The 19,332-nt window shown below is 25.7% G+C and carries 18 protein-coding genes; all 18 read left to right on the top strand.

The window, feature by feature from the left end; all coding sequences use genetic code 11:
• Positions 1-164: 164 nt before the first annotated feature.
• Positions 165-1,208, top strand: a complete 1,044-nt coding sequence (locus KQI16_RS09215) for a mannose-1-phosphate guanylyltransferase (RefSeq protein WP_216433788.1) — start codon at positions 165-167, stop codon at positions 1,206-1,208.
• Between the two features lie 9 nt (positions 1,209-1,217).
• A complete protein-coding gene (locus tag KQI16_RS09220) occupies positions 1,218-2,330 on the top strand; it encodes a glycosyltransferase family 4 protein (RefSeq protein ID WP_216433790.1) in 1,113 nt (370 codons plus the stop codon).
• Between the two features lie 33 nt (positions 2,331-2,363).
• Positions 2,364-3,464 carry a glycosyltransferase family 4 protein gene (locus KQI16_RS09225; RefSeq protein WP_216433792.1) on the top strand — a complete coding sequence of 367 codons (1,101 nt, stop codon included), beginning with the start codon at positions 2,364-2,366 and terminating at the stop codon, positions 3,462-3,464.
• 318 nt (positions 3,465-3,782) lie between these two features.
• Positions 3,783-4,778: an O-antigen ligase family protein gene (locus KQI16_RS09230; RefSeq protein WP_216433794.1), complete on the top strand. Its 996-nt coding sequence runs from the start codon at positions 3,783-3,785 to the stop codon at positions 4,776-4,778.
• Between the two features lie 5 nt (positions 4,779-4,783).
• A complete protein-coding gene (locus tag KQI16_RS09235; RefSeq protein WP_216433796.1) occupies positions 4,784-5,707 on the top strand; it encodes a glycosyltransferase family 2 protein in 924 nt (307 codons plus the stop codon).
• Positions 5,695-6,585, top strand: coding sequence for a glucose-1-phosphate thymidylyltransferase RfbA (rfbA, locus tag KQI16_RS09240; protein ID WP_216433798.1), 891 nt, complete (start codon positions 5,695-5,697; stop codon positions 6,583-6,585). Before KQI16_RS09235 ends, rfbA begins: the two co-directional genes overlap by 13 nt.
• 17 nt (positions 6,586-6,602) lie before the next feature.
• Positions 6,603-7,112, top strand: a complete 510-nt coding sequence (locus KQI16_RS09245) for a serine O-acetyltransferase (protein ID WP_216433800.1) — start codon at positions 6,603-6,605, stop codon at positions 7,110-7,112.
• Between the two features lie 17 nt (positions 7,113-7,129).
• The gene (rfbC, locus tag KQI16_RS09250) at positions 7,130-7,699 is read left to right on the top strand and encodes a dTDP-4-dehydrorhamnose 3,5-epimerase (protein ID WP_216433802.1); all 570 of its coding nucleotides are present in this window, start codon (positions 7,130-7,132) and stop codon (positions 7,697-7,699) included.
• Positions 7,696-8,715: a dTDP-glucose 4,6-dehydratase gene (gene rfbB / locus KQI16_RS09255; RefSeq protein WP_216433804.1), complete on the top strand. Its 1,020-nt coding sequence runs from the start codon at positions 7,696-7,698 to the stop codon at positions 8,713-8,715. Before rfbC ends, rfbB begins: the two co-directional genes overlap by 4 nt.
• A gap of 10 nt (positions 8,716-8,725) precedes the next feature.
• The gene (gene rfbD, locus KQI16_RS09260) at positions 8,726-9,580 is read left to right on the top strand and encodes a dTDP-4-dehydrorhamnose reductase (RefSeq protein ID WP_216433807.1); all 855 of its coding nucleotides are present in this window, start codon (positions 8,726-8,728) and stop codon (positions 9,578-9,580) included.
• 353 nt (positions 9,581-9,933) lie between these two features.
• Entirely contained in the window at positions 9,934-11,250 is a 1,317-nt protein-coding gene (locus KQI16_RS09265; protein WP_216433809.1) for an O-antigen ligase family protein, read from the top strand.
• Positions 11,207-12,052 (top strand): dTDP-4-dehydrorhamnose reductase, encoded by an 846-nt coding sequence (rfbD, locus tag KQI16_RS09270; RefSeq protein ID WP_216433822.1) that lies wholly within the window; start codon positions 11,207-11,209, stop codon positions 12,050-12,052. The genes KQI16_RS09265 and rfbD (KQI16_RS09270) overlap by 44 nt, the downstream gene beginning before the upstream one ends.
• Before the next feature lie 54 nt (positions 12,053-12,106).
• Positions 12,107-13,198, top strand: a complete 1,092-nt coding sequence (locus KQI16_RS09275; RefSeq protein ID WP_216433811.1) for a glycosyltransferase WbsX family protein — start codon at positions 12,107-12,109, stop codon at positions 13,196-13,198.
• A 31-nt stretch (positions 13,199-13,229) separates the two neighbouring features.
• A complete protein-coding gene (locus tag KQI16_RS09280; protein ID WP_216433813.1) occupies positions 13,230-14,648 on the top strand; it encodes a glycosyltransferase in 1,419 nt (472 codons plus the stop codon).
• Between the two features lie 11 nt (positions 14,649-14,659).
• A complete protein-coding gene (locus tag KQI16_RS09285; protein ID WP_216433815.1) occupies positions 14,660-15,796 on the top strand; it encodes a polysaccharide pyruvyl transferase family protein in 1,137 nt (378 codons plus the stop codon).
• 1 nt (position 15,797) lies between these two features.
• Positions 15,798-16,928 carry a Coenzyme F420 hydrogenase/dehydrogenase, beta subunit C-terminal domain gene (locus tag KQI16_RS09290; protein ID WP_216433818.1) on the top strand — a complete coding sequence of 377 codons (1,131 nt, stop codon included), beginning with the start codon at positions 15,798-15,800 and terminating at the stop codon, positions 16,926-16,928.
• A gap of 2 nt (positions 16,929-16,930) precedes the next feature.
• Positions 16,931-18,358, top strand: coding sequence for a lipopolysaccharide biosynthesis protein (locus tag KQI16_RS09295; protein WP_216433820.1), 1,428 nt, complete (start codon positions 16,931-16,933; stop codon positions 18,356-18,358).
• A 411-nt stretch (positions 18,359-18,769) separates the two neighbouring features.
• The gene (locus tag KQI16_RS09300; protein ID WP_330654190.1) at positions 18,770-19,165 is read left to right on the top strand and encodes a COG2426 family protein; all 396 of its coding nucleotides are present in this window, start codon (positions 18,770-18,772) and stop codon (positions 19,163-19,165) included.
• The last annotated feature ends 167 nt before the right edge of the window (positions 19,166-19,332 follow it).

Genomic DNA, 19,332 nt, shown 5'->3' on the forward strand with positions numbered 1-19,332 from the left:
TATACTCAAAAAAAGACCTAACGGTATAAAATATCATAATAAATGTAAATTTATTCATAAAGAAAACAAAAATGGCAAGTAGAAACTTTTTTAAAATTTACTTGCCGAATTCAAGTTAAATTATTATCAGATTTATATAGTATTTGTAGGAGGAATAAATTAATATGTTATGTGCTTTAGTTATGGCAGGAGGCAAAGGGGAAAGATTTTGGCCTCTTTCAACAGATGATAAACCAAAACAATTTTTAAATTTACTTGGTGAAGATACAATGATTCAAATGACAGTGAAAAGATTAGAAGGACTCATTCCAATAGATAGAATCTTTGTAGTTACAGCTGAAAGGTATGTTAATTTAGTTAAAGAGCAATTGCCAGATTTGCCAGAAGAAAATATAATCGTAGAGCCTGTTGGAAGAAATACGGCACCGTGTATTGCTCTTTCAGCTTTTTATATAAACAAAAAAGTAAAAAATGCGACAATAGCTGTTTTACCTTCTGATCATCTTATTAAAGATGAAGATAAGTTTAGAGAAGTTTTAAAATGTGGTTATGAATTTGTAAATAAAAATCAAGATGCAATTGTAACACTAGGTATGAAGCCAGACAGGCCAGAAACTGGATATGGATATATAAAAAGAATGCATGAGGTTGAGATAATAAATAACAATACTGTTAATAAAGTAGAGTGCTTTGTTGAAAAACCTAATAAAGAAACAGCAGAAGAATATTTAAAAGAGGGTACATATCTTTGGAATGGTGGAATGTTTATTTGGAAGGCTTCAACAATATTAAAATGTACAAATCAATATCTACCAGAAACCTTTGAGGTGCTTGCTGAAATTGCAGCATCAGAAGAAGATTTTGAAAAAGTTTTAAAACAAAAGTATGAAGAAGTTGAAAATATATCTGTAGATTATGGTATAATGGAAAAGTCTAATGATATATATGTAATTCCTTGTGACTTTGGCTGGGATGATGTTGGAAGTTGGACTAGCCTTGAAAGATATAGACAAAAGGATGAGATGGGCAATGTAGCTAATCAAAGTTGTGTTGCAAGGGATTCAAAGGGTAATATTATAATGTCAAATAAAAAAATAATATTAAATGGCGTTGAAGATATAATTGTTGTCGAAACTGATGACTATATAATGATTAGTTCAAAGGAAAAGGCACAGGAGATAAAGGAGATAAAAAAATTAGTAGTGTGAGGTGTGGTCGTGAATATAGCATTAATACATGATTGGCTTACTAATATGGGTGGAGCGGAAAGAGTAGTTATAAATTTTAAACAACTCTTTCCAGAAGCACCTATTTACACAACAATATATAATCCAGATAAATTAGATGATGAATTAAAAAATATCGATGTTAGAACTTCATTTTTACAAAACAAAAGAAAAGCTAAAACTAATCATCAGAAGTATTTTCCTTTTATGCCAATGGCATTTGAAAGTTTTGATTTGAATGAATATGATGTTGTATTAAGCAGTAGCTCATCATGTGCAAAGGGTGTAATAACAAATCCCAATACTGTTCATATTTGTTACTGCCATACACCTATGAGATATGGATGGGAGTTTTATTATGAATATTTAAATAAAGAAAAACTTAGCTTTTTCAAAAAAGTATTTATGAAATATTTTATGAATTATATGCGTATCTGGGATAGAGTATCAGCTGATAGAGTAGACTATTTTATTGCAAATTCACAAAATGTTGCAAAAAGGATATGGAAACATTATAGAAGAGAAAGTGTAGTTATACATCCTCCTGTAAGAACTAAGCTTTTTAATGTTAGTGATATGGATGAAGAGTATTTTCTAATTGTTTCTAGATTAGTTCCATACAAAAGAATAGACCTTGCTGTAGAAGCTTTTAATGAAATAGGTTTACCATTAGTTATAATTGGTGATGGTTCTGAAAAACAAAAGCTACAGCAAATTGCAAAGTCAAATATTAAATTTTTAGGTAGACAGCCTGATGAAGTTATAAAAGAATATTATTCAAAATGTAGAGCATTTATTTTCCCAGGAGAAGAGGATTTTGGAATAACACCACTTGAAGCACAAGCAAGTGGAAGACCAGTAATTGCATATGGGAAAGGTGGAGCACTTGAAACAGTAGTTGATGGAGAAACAGGTATATTTTTCAAAGAACAAACAGTTAAATCATTAAAAGATGCAGTAATTAATTTTGAAAGCTATAAATTTGATAAGATAAAAATAAGAAAGCATGCAGAAAAATTTGATGAAGAAATATTTAAAAAGAAAATTCAAGAGTATGTTCAGTATTGCTATGAGGAACATAAAAATAAGATAAATAATTACTAATAATATGAAATTTATTTTTTAAAAGGTGATAATATGAAAAAAATTGATTTAGTTATTGATGCTAGAATGATTACAGAAAATCTGCATGGTATAGCAAGGTATACGTATGAAATAATTAAATACATTTCAAAACAAAAGGAATTCAATTTATATGTTTTAGTAAATGATGAAGAAATGTTTTATAAAATATTTGGAGAAAAGATAAATGTTAAACTTATTAAAATGAAGTCAAAATTTTTATCATTATATGAACAGATAGAACTACCACTTATTTTAAATAAATTGGGTGGAAATTTTATATTTCATACTCCTTCTTTTTGTTCAAGCCCTTTTATAAAAATTAAAACATTAATGACAATACACGATTTGAATCATTTGAGGTATCCACAATATTATTCTTGGATGCATAAATACTATTATGATTATATTGTAAAGCCATCAGCTAAAAAATCAGAGATAATTTTGACAGTTTCTGAGTTTTCTAAAAAAGAAATTTTAGAATGGCTAAGTATAGATGAAAATAAAGTAATAAGTATTTATAATGGTGTAGATGAAAATTTTAAAAAAATAAATGATTTAGAGCTTTTAAATAAAATAAAACAAAAATATGATTTGCCTGAAAAATTTGTGTTATACATTGGAAATCAAAAACCACATAAAAATGTTGAAACATTGATTAAATCAATGCAACATGTAAATGAAGATATATGTTTAGTCTTAAATGGAAAGTTAAATGAACGATGCAATAAAATAATCGTTGAAGCAAAACTAGAAAACAGAATTAAATTTATTGGTTATGTGGAAGAAATAGATTTACCTTATTTATATAATTTAGCTTCAGTTTTCGTTTATCCATCATACTATGAAGGTTTTGGGTTACCACCTTTAGAAGCCATGGCGTGTGGTTGTCCTACATTAGTATCAAATGTTACATCATTGCCCGAGGTGGTTGGGAATGAGGAAATGACATTTAATCCTTATGATGAAAGAAATATAGGCTATAAAATTAATAATATTTTAAGCGATAACGATTTTAGAAGAAATATTATTAATTATGGTTTAAAAAGAGCTAGTAAATTTAATTGGGAAATCATGTGCGATAAAATTGTTGCAGTTTATAAAAATATAATTTAAAGGTGAATAGTATGCATGAAAATTTTTTCAAATTGTTATATTAATTACAATAATCTTTATTACAATATATAAAAGAAATATGGATTTTATTTTTTATTCTATAGTTTTTTTCTCATATTTCAGCAGTCTTTTACTTTCCAAGTTGGGGCAACTATAAGGTTAACAGATATTCTAATAATTGTTTATTTTTTCTTTTATTTAATAAATAAAAGAAAATGCAATGTCAATATTCCATGGAATATTTATCCTTTAATTTATTATTTATATATTTTTATGTCATATCTAATTTTATTATATATAAATAAAGAAATAATTTTTTTGGGAAATTCAACTTTAGTAGATAATAATTTAAGTAGAATATATGTTAATTTATTAAATCCATTAATATCAATATTATATTTTATTTTACCTTATACACACATTTATAAATTTAATAGTTTAAGACTAAAAAAAGTATTAACTATACAAAAGAAAGCATTAAATTTTTTATCGATTTATACTATAATTCAGTTTTTAATATTAAACATAACAGGACAGTTTATAAAATTACCTGGAGAAAAATTAAATTATGGAGCAACCTTTGCTTATGGATTAAGAAGACCTTGGGGCTTTATGATAGAACCAGGAGGTTTGGCGTTATTTTTGATGTTTAATTTAATTGTTGTTTTTTTAATTGATGATGAGTTTAAACTAAATTTAATAAACGTTGTAGCTTTAATAGTTACATTTTCAACAAATGGATTAATATGCTTATTTGTCTTTATGATATTATTACTTAATAAAAGAAAAGCTTTATCTGTAAAACAAAAAATGTTATATTCAGTGGTATTCGTAGTTTTTATTTTTATGATTTTTAATAATGAATATTTATATAGAGCATTAATAGAAAAATTAACTACGGATAATTTTTCAAAGGTAGATAGGTTAAACAATAAAGAAATATTACTAAAGATTTTTAATGATTATAAATTCTTTGGGATTGGACATGGGAATTTTGGATTTTATAGAAACTTATATGGGATAGATACCAAGATACCTTATAAAGATTTTTTTGACTTATCAAATAACTTTTATTTTGGTGTTTTAGCAGATACAGGAATAATAGGAGTAATAATATTATTAATATATTTTAAAGATATTTATAATAAGTCAAAAATAATTAATAAACACAAAAGTAAAGTTTTTATAGTGATTTTGATGATAATGATAATACCATCATCAACAATATTGTTTTCATATTTTTCGTTTTATCTTGGAATTATTTATGCTTATTCAATGAATTTATATATATGTATTAATAAAAAAATTAGGTGATAACAATGAATAAACAAACACATATTATCCTCGTTAACTATAATGGCTACAAAGATACAATAGAATGCATTAAAAGTTTAAAAAATCTTAAATATAACAATTATAAAATAGTAATCGTTGATAATGCATCTTCCGATGACTCAATAAATTATTTAAAACAATATATATCTGAAAATATAATTTTGATGGAATCAAATAAGAACTTAGGTTTTTCGGGAGGTAATAATATAGGAATTAAATATGCAATAGATAATGGTGCTGATTACATCTTGCTTTTAAACAATGATACAGAGGTTGAACCAAATTTTTTAGAATACATGATTAATGCGGCAGAAAGTGATAAAAAAATTGGTTTAGTTGGTTGTAAGATAAAGTATTATGATAATAAAAATTTGTTATGGTATGCAGGTGGACAAGTTAATTGGTTTAAATTTATTGGTGAACACTTTGGGATGAGAGAAGAAGATAATGGGCAATATGATAAATTCAAAAAAATTTCTTTTATGACAGGTTGTTGTATGTTAATTAAAAGAGAAGTTATTGAAAAGGTTGGAATGTTGCCTGATGAATATTTTATGTACTTTGAGGATGTTGATTTTTGTGTAAAAGTACAGGAAGCTGGATATAAAATAGTATACGAACCAAAAGCAGTTATTTATCATAAAGTTGGTATATCAGGTGGGGGAGAAGAATCGCCGTTTTCAATAAAATGGTGTACAAGGAACAGAATTTATTTCATGAATAAATACAAATATAAAGTAACAAAAGCTAAACTTGTATTATCAAAACTATTTTTTTATACAACAAGGGTTATAAGAGTAGTTCAATATTATTTTAAGGGTGATAAAAATAGAGCAATTGCTATTATTGAAGGAATAAAAGAAGGAAGAAAATTAATTAAAGAGAGGGAGAAAAAATGTCAAATGTAAGAAAAGGCATCATTCTAGCTGGTGGTTCAGGCACACGCCTATACCCACTTACACTTGTAACAAGTAAACAACTGTTACCTATTTACGACAAACCAATGATATATTATCCCCTATCAACACTAATGCTTGCAGGAATAAAAGACATCTTAATAATTTCAACACCACATGATTTACCAAACTTTAAGAAACTTTTAGGTGATGGAAGCCAGTTTGGAATTAACTTAAGCTATGCAGAGCAGCCTTCACCAGATGGACTAGCTCAAGCCTTTATAATTGGAGAAGACTTTATTGGTGATGATGAATGTGCAATGATACTTGGAGATAATATTTTCTTTGGACACAGCTTAACAACTCTTTTAAAGGAAGCGGCAAATAATAAAGGAAGAGCAACTGTATTTGGCTACTATGTAGATGATCCAGAAAGATTTGGGGTTGTTGAGTTTGATAGTGAAGGAAGAGTAATTTCATTAGAAGAAAAGCCTAAAAATCCAAAATCAAACTATGCAGTAACTGGTCTATATTTCTATGATAAAGATGTTGCAAAATATGCAAAATCTATAAAGCCAAGTGCAAGAGGAGAACTTGAAATAACAGACCTAAATAGAATATATTTAGAGATGGGTAAACTTGATGTAAAACTTTTAGGTCGTGGTTATGCATGGCTAGATACAGGAACAATGGATTCACTTATAGAGGCTGCTGAGTTTGTAAAGACAATTCAAAAGAGACAAGGTATTGTAATTTCAGCACCAGAGGAAATTGCATATGTTAATAGATGGATTTCAAAGGACAAGCTATTAGAATCAGCTGCAAAGTATGGAAAATCTGTTTATGGTAAACATCTAAGAAAAGTAGCAGAAGGAAAAATTAGATATTAAAAAGAGGGGATATTTAAATGAAAAAACATATTATAGAAATAAGTAAAGAATTAAAAAAAAATAAGGGTTTTAGGACCAAACTTTCTTTGATATGCTATAGGATAGGTTTTTTAGAAAATTATATTATTAAACGAAAGATCTTAAAAATAATTTTAAATATTTTATATAAAGTTCTAAAACTATTTACTTTTGTATTTTCTACGGGAGATATACCACCAAAAGGGTGTTATATTGATTATGGAATAAGGGTGCCATACGGATTTCAAGGAATTTTTATTAATGAAAATGCTAAAATAGGTAAAAATGTAACAATATTTCAAAATGTTACTTTAGGTGCAATTGAAAAAACACCATATAAAGCGAATATAATTATTGGTAATGATGTTTATATAGGATGTGGTTGCATTATATTAGGTAATACACAAATTGGAAATAATGTAAGGATAGGAGCAGGTACAAAAATTATAAACAAAAACATACCAGATAACAAAACAGTAGTTAATAAATATGAATTAACTATAATATAAAAGAGGAAGTGTATATAATGAATATAATTAAGACTGAACTTGAGGGAGTATTAATATTAGAACCTAAAGTGTTTGGTGATAACCGTGGATGGTTTATGGAGAGTTTTTCAGATAAGGTTTTTAAAGAACAAGGATTGAATATAAACTTTGTCCAAGATAATCACTCATATTCTGCCATAAAAGGAACATTAAGAGGATTACATTTTCAAAATAATCCAATGGCTCAAACAAAATTAGTAAGATGCACAAGGGGGAAAATACTTGATGTTGCAGTAGATATCAGAATGGGCTCACCAACATATAAAAAGTGGATAGTTGTTGAACTTTCAGAAGAAAATAAAAGGCAGTTACTTATCCCAAAGGGATTTGCACACGGATTTGTAACTTTAACAGATGATGTAGAAGTCCAATACAAAGTAGATGAATACTATTCAAAGGAACACGATAGAAGTATAAGGTTTGATGACCCTGAAATAGGTATAGATTGGGGAATAGACAATCCAATATTATCCGATAAGGATAAAAATGCACCTCTATTAAAGGATAGTGATTGTAACTTTATATACGAAATGGAGGATAAAAGATGAACATATTAGTTACAGGTGGAGCAGGATTTATAGGTAGTAATTTTGTATATTATATGCTAAATAAATATTGTGATTATAGAATAGTTTGCTTAGATAAACTAACCTATGCAGGAAACTTATCAACCTTAAAAAAGGCAATGGAAAATCCTAATTTTAGATTTGTAAAGGGCGATATTTCTGATAGAGAATTTGTATTTAATCTATTTGAAGAAGAAAAATTTGATATAGTTGTCAATTTTGCAGCAGAATCACATGTTGATAGATCAATAGAAGATCCAGGAATATTCTTAAAGACAAATGTTATAGGAACACAAGTTTTAATGGATGCATCAAGAAAGTACGGAGTTAAAAGATATCATCAAGTATCTACAGATGAGGTGTATGGCGATTTACCACTTGATAGACCTGATCTTTTCTTTACAGAAGAAACACCACTGCATACATCATCACCATATTCAGCATCAAAGGCGGCAGCTGACCTTTTAGTATTAGCATACTTTAGAACATATAAATTACCTGTTACAATATCAAGATGTTCAAACAACTATGGACCATACCATTTCCCAGAAAAGCTAATACCACTTATGATTATTAGAGCATTAAATGATGAAAAGCTACCTGTATATGGCGATGGAAGCAATGTTAGAGATTGGCTTTATGTTGAAGATCATTGTTCAGCAATAGATTTAATAATTCACAATGGAAGAGTTGGAGAAGTATATAACATAGGTGGACATAATGAAAGAACTAATTTAGATGTAGTAAAAACAATATTAAAGGAACTTGGAAAATCAGAAGACTTAATTACTTATGTAAAAGATAGACCAGGACATGATCTAAGATATGCAATAGACCCAACAAAGATATCAAATGAGCTTGGTTGGGAACCAACAACAAGATTTGAAGAAGGAATAAAGAAAACAATAAAGTGGTATTTAGATAATAAAGAATGGTGGAAAGAAATAATAAGTGGTGAATATAAAAATTATTACGAAAAGATGTATGGAAATAGATGAGGTGTATAAGATGAAGGTTTTAGTTACAGGAGCAAAGGGACAGCTTGGATATGATGTTGTTGAAAGATTAAAGGAATTAAATATAGAACACATTGGTGTAGACAGAGATGATTTTGATCTAACAGATGAAAAACAAACAAAGGAATATATAATGAATTACAAGCCAGACGTTGTAATTCATTGTGCAGCTTATACAGCAGTAGATAAGGCAGAGGATGAAAGAGAACTATGCTATGCTGTAAATGTTTTAGGAACAAAAAACATTGTTGAAGCATGTAAGGAATTAGATGCAAAGATGGTTTATATAAGTACAGACTATGTGTTTGATGGAGAAAAGGAAGAACCATACGAAGTTACTGATACTCCTAATCCAGTAAACTACTATGGATACACAAAATATCTAGGAGAAGAAGAAGTTAAAAATAAATTAGAAAAGTACTTTATAGTAAGAATATCTTGGGTATTTGGTAAAAATGGTAACAACTTTGTTAAGACAATGCTAAGATTAGGACAAGAAAGAAAGGAAATAAAGGTGGTTTGCGACCAAGTAGGTTCACCAACATATACTTTTGATTTAGCAAAACTACTTTGTGATATGATACAAACAGATAAGTATGGTATATATCATGCAACAAATGAAGGATATTGTAGTTGGTATGAATTTGCCTGTGAGATATTCAAAATAGCTGGTATGGATGTAAAGGTGATACCAATAAAGAGTGAAGAATACCCAACAAAGGCAAAGAGGCCAAGGAATTCGAGATTGAGTAAACATTATTTAGAATTAAATGATTTTAATAAATTAAGTTTTTGGGACGAGGCTATACCACAATATATTAATTCTGATTGTGCTAAGCAAATATAAAAAATGGCAAATATATTATAATTAATTTAAAATGATAGTGATTAAAATAAATTCTAAATTAATAATTAAAAAGTAATACACGATTTTTTTACATGTACAATCTTTGAGAGTAACCTGATGTCTACAATATTTACATTTATAACTTGATTATAGTTTTCTCTTTCCAATGAAATGGGAAAGAGAATTTGGCTATGATATATTAGACATGAAATTTTATTGAATAATTTGTACACAATTTTATCTATCCTTTGGAGGTATTTTGTTTTTCACTATATATAAGATAACTTAAAGTGGAGATGAAATTCAAATGTCATATAACTTAACAAATCTAATTAACAAATATGGAGGCATATATGAAAGGAGATAAAAAAAAGTTTGATTATTTTAATTCAATTTTATATTGTATTGAATTTATAATTTTGTTTTTTATAATTTTTACTTACAATATGGATAAAATTAGTATATATAACAAAGAAATATTATTAATGTTAATAATAATAATGACAATGCATTTATTTTTAAAATCAAAGATTTATTTAAATAAATTACACGTTTTATGGATATTTTCAACTATTGGATTATTAATAAGCTCACTATTTTCAGTTGACAAGAAGATTTCGTTAATTTATACAATTTTTTATATTATAGCTATATTAATATTCATATATTTATCTAATTATAATTTAAATAACAATTGTAATATATATATACCTTTTATATATATTTCATTATTATACACAATATGTACATTTCTACCAGAATACAACATAGAAGTATATGAAAAGTTATTAAATATTTTATTTAATAGCAATTCAATTGAGTTTTCATTAAATTCAATTACTTATTTTAAGCGTTATACTGGTATAGGTAGGTTTTTTGGTTTTAATGCTTTTGTAATATCAATAGGAATTGGAGTAATATTAGTCTTATATTTTGAAAAAATATTTAAATTTAGTAAGAGTTTAATTATGGTAATAATTATTGTACAATTATATGCAATAACAAAGACTGGTAGTAGATTTGCTTTAATTTCATCTTTAATTAGCATCTTAATTATCTTATTAATGAATCGGGAAATAAAAAATATTAAAAAAATAAATTATATTCTTTTATTTTTAGCAGTTATTGTATTAAGTTATGCAATTATCACTTATTATTTTAATTATAATCTTGTAGCTATTGAACGTTTTCAAAGAAATGATGGTTTAGGTTCAATAAATAACAGATTAATTTTGTATAAATATGCTTTTAACTTATTTAAAGAACATCCAATATATGGAGTAGGCATTAATACATTTTTGTCTTTAACTTATATAGAACCATCAATGATAGAGAATACCTATGTTCATAATGTATTTTTACAATTATTGTGTGAGACAGGAATATTTGGTACATTATTCATATTGCCTCCTTATTTTGCAACACTTATATATACGATTAAGGTTATTAAAAAAAGTGAGAAGAACAGGTTAAATTATATGTCGTTATATGTACAAGTAATATTTTTATTATATTTTATAACTGGTAATCCAATATATGATTATAATATTTTATTAATTTATTTCGTATTTATTTCCTTTTTATTTATGAAAAACGAAGAAATAAAAATTTCAAAAGATATAAATTATACAAATATTAGTTATAGGAGCAAAGGGACAACTTGGATATGATGTTGTTGAAAGATTAAAGGAATTAAATATAGAACATATTGGTGTAGACAGAGATAATTTTGATCTAACAGACGAAAAACAAACAAAGGAATATATAATGAATTACAAGCCAGACGTTGTAATTCATTGTGCTGCATATACAGCAGTAGATAAAGCAGAGGATGAAAGAGACCTCTGCTATGCCGTAAATGTTTTAGGAACAAAAAACATTGTTGAAGCATGTAAAGAATTAGATGCTAAGATGGTTTATATAAGTACAGACTATGTGTTTGATGGAGAAAAGGAAGAACCATACGAAGTTACTGATACTCCTAATCCAGTAAACTACTATGGATACACAAAATATCTAGGAGAAGAGGAAGTAAAAAAGAATTTACAAAAGTATTTTATAGTAAGGATATCTTGGGTATTTGGTAAAAACGGCAATAACTTTGTAAAGACTATGTTGAGGTTAGGTCAAGAGAAGAAGGAAATTAAGGTAGTTTGCGACCAAGTAGGTTCACCAACATATACATTTGATTTAGCAAGACTTCTTTGTGACATGATTCAGACAGACAAATACGGTACATACCATGCTACAAATGAAGGATACTGCAGTTGGTACGAATTTGCCTGTGAAATATTTAAAGTAGCAGGAATAGATGTAAAGGTGATTCCTATAAAGAGTGAGGAGTATCTAACAAAGGCAAGAAGGCCAAGAAATTCAAGACTTTCTAAAAGTAATATTAAAAATAAAATTAATTATTTGATGCCAATATGGCAAAATGCTGTTAAAAATTATTTGGAAGAAATAGATAAATAAATATGTATAGTTGTTTTTTTAATATCTCAAACATTGATAGGAGGAAAATTAGTAATGAAAGTTATAGCATTTTACTTGCCACAATTTCATGAAATAGAAGAAAACAATAAGTGGTGGGGAAAAGGGTTTACTGAATGGACAAATACAAAAAAATCAATTCAACTTTTTAAAGGACATTATCAACCAAGAGAGCCATTAAATGATTTTTATTATAATTTATTAGATCCTAAAACAAGAGAATGGCAAGCAGAATTGGCAAAAAAATATGGTATATATGGCTTTTGTTATTATCACTACTGGTTTAAAGGTAAAAAGTTGCTTGAGAAACCTGCAGAGGAAATTTTGAAATTAAAATCACCTAAACTCCCTTTTTGTTTTTCATGGGCAAATGAGCCATGGACTAGAGCTTGGGATGGTCGAGAAAAAGAAGTATTAATGCCACAAGATTATGGTGATAAAAATGACTGGGTAGAGCATTTTAATTACTTACTACCGTTTTTTAAAGATGAAAGATATATTAAAATAGATAATAAGCCAATGTTTTTAATTTATAGATCCGCTTCAATACCTTGTTGTGATGAAATGATAGAATTATGGAATGATTTTGCTGTAAAGAATGGATTTAATGGGATTTACTTTATAAAAACATTAAATTCATTTGAAATTGATACGAAGAACAAAAATTTTAACGCTCAAGTAGAATTTGAACCTATGTTTACTTTAGTACATGATTATGGTGTATCAAAAAAAATAATTAGAAAAATGAAATCATTGTTAAGGAATAGTATTAATTTTAAAAATTATTTATTTCTAAATATTGAGGATTATGATTATGTATGGCAAAGAATAATAAAAAGAAAACGTAATTATCAATTAACTACTTATTTAGGAGCTTTTGTTGATTGGGATAATTCACCGAGAAAAGGTACAAAAGCGACGATTTTTAAAGGATCTAATCCAGAAAAATTTAAAAATTATTTTAAAGAACAAGTAAAAAAATCAAAACAAAATGGGACTGAATTTTTATTTATAAATGCTTGGAATGAGTGGGCAGAAGGAACATATTTAGAACCAGATAAAAAATATGGCTTTGCATATTTAGAGGCGATTAAAGAGGTTTTATTAGAACATGAACAAAATAAATAACTTATAAAATATTTGGTTTACGAAGGTGATAATGTTGAATGTATTACATTATTTTTTAGGATACCCACCATTTCATGGTGGTGGGTTGATGATTTATGCAACAAATTTAGCCGAGAGTCAATTAAAAGGTGGACAAAATGTTAAAATGCTAATGCCAGGTGAATTTTATAATAATAAAGCGAAAAGTAGAATTAAATATTTTAGTAAAAAAAATGGATTATTTATATATAGAATAAAAAATAGTTTACCAGTTTCATATTATGGAATTAAATATCCAAAAAAATTTATATATGCAAAAGATTCAAGTGATTTTTGTCAATTTTTATTAAAAAATAAGATAGAAATAGTGCATTTACATTCTTTGATAGCATTTCCAAAAGAGTATTTACAACAAATAAAAAAATTGGGAATTAAAGTTGTTATGACAACACATGATTTTTATGGAATTTGCCCCAATATATATTTATATAAATATAATAAAAAAATATGTACTAATTATAATTATGGAAATGAATGTTATAAATGCAATAAATATACTGAAGATTATTCAAAATTAAACAAATATAATTTGAAAAGAAATTTATTATTTTTCAAGTATTATATTATAATGAAAGAATTTTATAAAAAATTTAGGAATAACTTTTGTAATAATAATATAAAAAAACATAGTTTTATCAACGCTAATTATTTAGATTATAACAATAGTATTCATAAAACTGATTATATTCTTTTTAGGAAATATTTTACTGAAATGATTAGTATGATAGATTTAATTATATTTAACAGTTATGTTACAAAAGAAACTTTTTCGCAGTATATAGATATTAATAGCATAAATTATAAGGTTATACCTGTGACACATTCACAGATAAGAGACAATAGGAATACATTTAAATATGTACCACTGAAAGATAATAAAATTAATTTTATTTATTTAGGGTATTTAGACCAAAAAAAAGGTTTTTTTGATTTAATAAATGTATTAGAAGAAGTAAAAAAGAAATATTCAAATTGGCAATTACATATTTATGGTGATTATTCACATTTAGATATAGAAAAATATGATAAAAATTTCTATAAATTTTATGGTAAATATAATCATAATGATTTGACTAAAATTTATTCTAATGCAAGCATGATAATAATACCAAGTAAGTTGAAAGAAACATTTGCTTTTATTGGACTGGAAGCATATTCCTATGGGATACCTGCATTAGTTTCAGAAAATGTTGGGTTCTCAATGATTATAAAAAATAATATAAATGGAATAGTCTATAAAGAAAGTGATGATAATATCTTTCTAAAAAATTCTATAATAAAAATACTTCAACAACCAGAATTATTAAAGACATTTAACCAAGAAATATTTAAGGATAATAATTTTAATAATTATTTAATAAAAAATCATACAAATGAAATAATTGAATGCTATAAAAATTTAATCGACTGAGGTGTTCTAAGATGAAGATAGGTATTTTAACATTTAATTGGGCTATTAACTATGGTGCTGTTTTACAAATGTTTGCTCAATATAAGTATTTAAAGGATAAAAATTACGATGTGTATATTATTAACTATTCACCAGATGAATTAGAAAATTTATATACGTTGAAAATTTTCAGTAAACCTGTAAAAGCAAAAAAAATAGCAAGAAAAATTATTGAAAATGTTTATAAGAGAAAGCAGTATTATAAGTTTTATAATTTTATAGATCAAGAAATGGTATCAACAAAAAAGATAAAAAATAGGAAAGAATTAAAAGATACTATAAATAAATTTGATATTGTTATAGTTGGTAGCGATCAGGTTTGGAATTATGATATAACAAAAGGATATTTACAAGATTATTTATTAACAGATATAGATTGCAATAAGATAAGCTATGCAGCCAGTTTGGGTAAAAATGAAATTAAAAAAGAAGTAAAAGGTTTATTTGAAAAGTCTTTAAAAGAATTCGATTTTATATCATTGAGGGAAGAAAATTCAATTGATTATTTAAAATCAATATACAATAGGAAAGATTATGTAAGTTGTATAGATCCTGTATTTTTGTTGGATAAAAATGAGTGGATAAAATTAGGAAATAGAAGTGAATATAAGGTTGAAAGTGGTGAGTATATTCTTATTTACATGTTAGAATATAATGAAAAATTAATTAAATCGGCAAATGAGATTTCGATGAAGTATAATTTACCAATTTATAGCATAGAAATACCATATTTAAGATTTAATAATAAAATGTCGAATATAAAAAAATTGCATGATGTTGGGCCATTAGATTTTGTTAAATTAATTAATAATGCACATTATGTATTAACTAATTCTTTTCATGGCACGGCGTTTTCTTTGATATTAAATAAGAAATTTGTGTCATTTGCACACTCAACTGTAAATTTAAGGATGGAAAATCTATTAAGTTTATATAATTTGAATAACTGCCAAATTACAAACAATAATACAATAGATTTTATAGAGCATATTTTTACAAAATGTGAACAATCATATAAAAATAAAAATAATAGAATAAATGAAGTTATTAGTAATTCAAAAAAATATCTTATTAATGCAATTGATAATATTGATAAGAGGAGTATGTAAAATGTTAAAAAATAAAAATGTATCACTTGAAATTTCATATAAATGTATTGGATGTGGCTTATGTGAAGCTATCTGTCCTAAACGTTGTATTACTATAAAAGAAAAAGATAATATTGGATTATTACCAATAATTGATGAAAGTAAATGTATAAATTGTGGCTTATGTGTTAAAACATGTCCTACAGATAGTTTAAATAATAAAGAAAAAATTGAATATGCAATTAATGTATATAAAGGCAAATCAAAAGAAAAAGAAATTATAATAAATTCTTCATCAGGAGGAATAGTTTCTTCAATTTTAATTGATCTTTTTGATAAAAAAGAGATTGATGCGGCTATAGTAGCAAATTTTGATGAAGAATTAAACATTTATGGTGATATTATAACTTCAAGAGAAGCAGTTTTAAATCACTCTGGTTCATTTTATCATATTTCTAAAATGCTCATTAATGTGAATAATATAAAAAATTATAATTCTGTTGTTTTTGTTGGTTTACCTTGTCAAAATGTTGCATTAAGAAAATTTATTGAAAATTATAAAATAAACAATATATATGCAACAATTTCTTTAGTTTGTACAATAGGTAGAATGAAAAATGGTATGATAGAATATTTAAAAGAAGAAGGACATGTTTTTGAGAAAATAGATAAGGTTTATAAGTATAAATCAAGATATGGTGAAGAAAGACCAGGTAAAATTATTATTTCAAGTGAAAAAAAAGAAATTAAATTTGACTATGTTGATTATTTAAGTTCTAAAGATTATTTTTATGTTCCAGATGGTTGCTTAAATTGCAATAAGTTGTTTGGATTAGAATACAGTGATATATCAGTTGGAGATAACTGGGGAATAAAAACAGATGAAAAAGTTGCTATATTTACGGCAAATTCAGAAAAAGGGTTAAGAATAATACAAAATAATAGTATGATTGATTATTCAATTTCTGATATAGATGAATTAATAAAATCGCAGCCATTAGGATATCCATTAAAATACCATAATAGAGAAAAAATAAATAAGAAAATAATTAAGTTAAAAACATTATATAGAAAAATGCCTAAGAATAAAATTACAAAGAAATTATTAATGAAATATAGAGGATTAATATTACAGCAATTACAAAGGGGATAAAAATGAGTCAATATAATAAATTAGCTAAAAATACATTATGGTTTGCAATAGGTGAATTTGGTTCAAAATTAATAACATTTTTTATGGTTCCTTTATATACAAGTGTTTTAACTAGGAAAGATTTTGGACAAGTTGATATATTTAATACAACATTGAGTTTACTTATACCATTTATATCATTAATATTACCTGAGGCTGTATTAAGATTTTCATTAGATAAAGATGAGGATAAAAGTGAAGTATTGACAAACGCATTAATAATAATATTAATTATGTATATTTTATATATTATTGTATTCAATAAATTATTAAATTTAGAATTTTTGTCTAGTACTCAATTGATATTTAATTTAATTTTACTTTTTACTGTAATTAAACAATTATTTTCTTTTTTCTCAAAAAGTATAGATAAAATAATAGTTTATTCTTTAGGAGGAATACTACAAACAATATTAACAGTTAGCTTAAATATTTATTTCTTATTAATTATTAAAATGGGTATTAATGGTATATTTTATTCTATATTAATATCAGAAATATTAATTGCACTATATTATTTTTATTTTAGTAAAGGTTATGATTATATAAAAATAAGAAAAATAAATCTTAATAAAACAAAAGATATGTTAAAGTTTTCTATACCGCTAATACCAAATGTTTTAAATTGGTGGATAATGAATGTATCTGATAGATATATTTTATTATATTTTTTAGGATATGAGTCTACTGGTTTATATGCTGTGTCATGTAAAATACCAACAATTATAGCAATTGTTAATACGATTTTTTATCAATCATGGCAATTAGCTGCAATCGAAAACTATAATTCTAAAGAGAGGGATTCATTTTATACAAACATTTTTAAAATTAACATGGCTTTGATGTTTATTATTTGTAGTGGAGTCCTTATGATATTAAAAATTTTTATGAGATTTTATGTTTCAAATAATTTTTATATAGCTTATAAATATATTCCTCTTTTATTAATAGGTACGATATTTTCTTCCTTTTCAAGTTTTTTTGGAGTAGGTTATATAGCAACTAAAAATACTCATAAGGCATTTACAACCTCAATTATGAGCTCATTAGTAAATCTAATAATTAATGTATTGTTAATACCTTATATTGGCATTCAAGCTGCTGCTGCATCAACATTATTAGCTTATTTAACATTATGGGTTGTTAGAATATATCAAACAAGAATATATTATACTATAACTATAGATTATAAGAAGTTAGTACTTTCAATTTTTGTTGTTTTATATCAAAGTTATTTAATAATTTATTATGAGGATATTAATATAGTTATGCAAATATTTTTATTTATATTTGCTATTGCAATATATTATAAAGAAATGGCAATCTTAATATGCAAAATAAAAAATCATTTGGTTGATAAGTTGTATAATAGAAAATGCCATATAAAATAAAGGTAATTATAAAATTTGGTTGCAGCTTATAGACAAATGTAAATATATACCAATATTTATTCAATATGAGAAGTTAAAACTTCTATTAACATAAAGTAATAGTTCTAAAATTTGTTATGCAAATTTTAAATCTTTTTAAACCTCATCTAAAGGTGTATTTTCTTTTGCTTTATAGTATAAAATTGAATTAGTTCTTTAGTCGATTGATTATTTTTATAGCTTATTGATTCAATAGTACTTTTTAATATAAGTTTTTTAGTAATATTATCAATTAGATTTTTATTTTACCTTTATTAAGTTAATAAAATGAAAAGGACTGATAAAATGCTACAAATAATAAATACTTTCTTAACCAAAGAATTAACCGTCATTATAACAGCCGCATTACCTATAATATAACTTAGAGGTGCCATTCCAATTGGCATCTCTTTAGGTTTATCTCCACTTCATGCAACAGTTTTAAGCTTTATAGGAAGTTTAATTCCTGTCCCTTTTATATTGTTTGGGGTAAGGCCTGTTTTTAACTATTTAAAAAACACAAAGCTATTTAAAGATGTGGTTCAGAGAATAACAAATAGAACCATAAACAACACTAGTCATAAGATACAAAAATACGGAGCCTGGGGGCTTTTGATATTTGTTGCAATTCCTTTACCTGGAACAGGGGTGTGGAGTGGCAGTTTAGCGGCAGCACTTTTAGATATTAGGTTTAAGTGGGCATTTCCAGCCATAGTGCTTGGAAATTTAATTGCAGCTTTGTTAATTATGGGGCTAAGTAGTGGGGCAGTGATGATTATAGGAAATTGATTAGAACAAAGTCATATAGTTAAGGGTATGAAAATAAATTAATTTTTAAGGGGCTGTCGCACTAAATAATTAGTGTGAAGCTCCTTTTTGATGAAAAAAATAAATCCCAGACTTTAAAAGTCTAGGATTTATGGTAAAATATTTTTCATGACTATAAAAAAAATCTT

It is taken from the genome of Caproiciproducens sp. MSJ-32 (genome assembly GCF_018918055.1).
Classification (GTDB): domain Bacteria; phylum Bacillota; class Clostridia; order Clostridiales; family Clostridiaceae; genus Clostridium.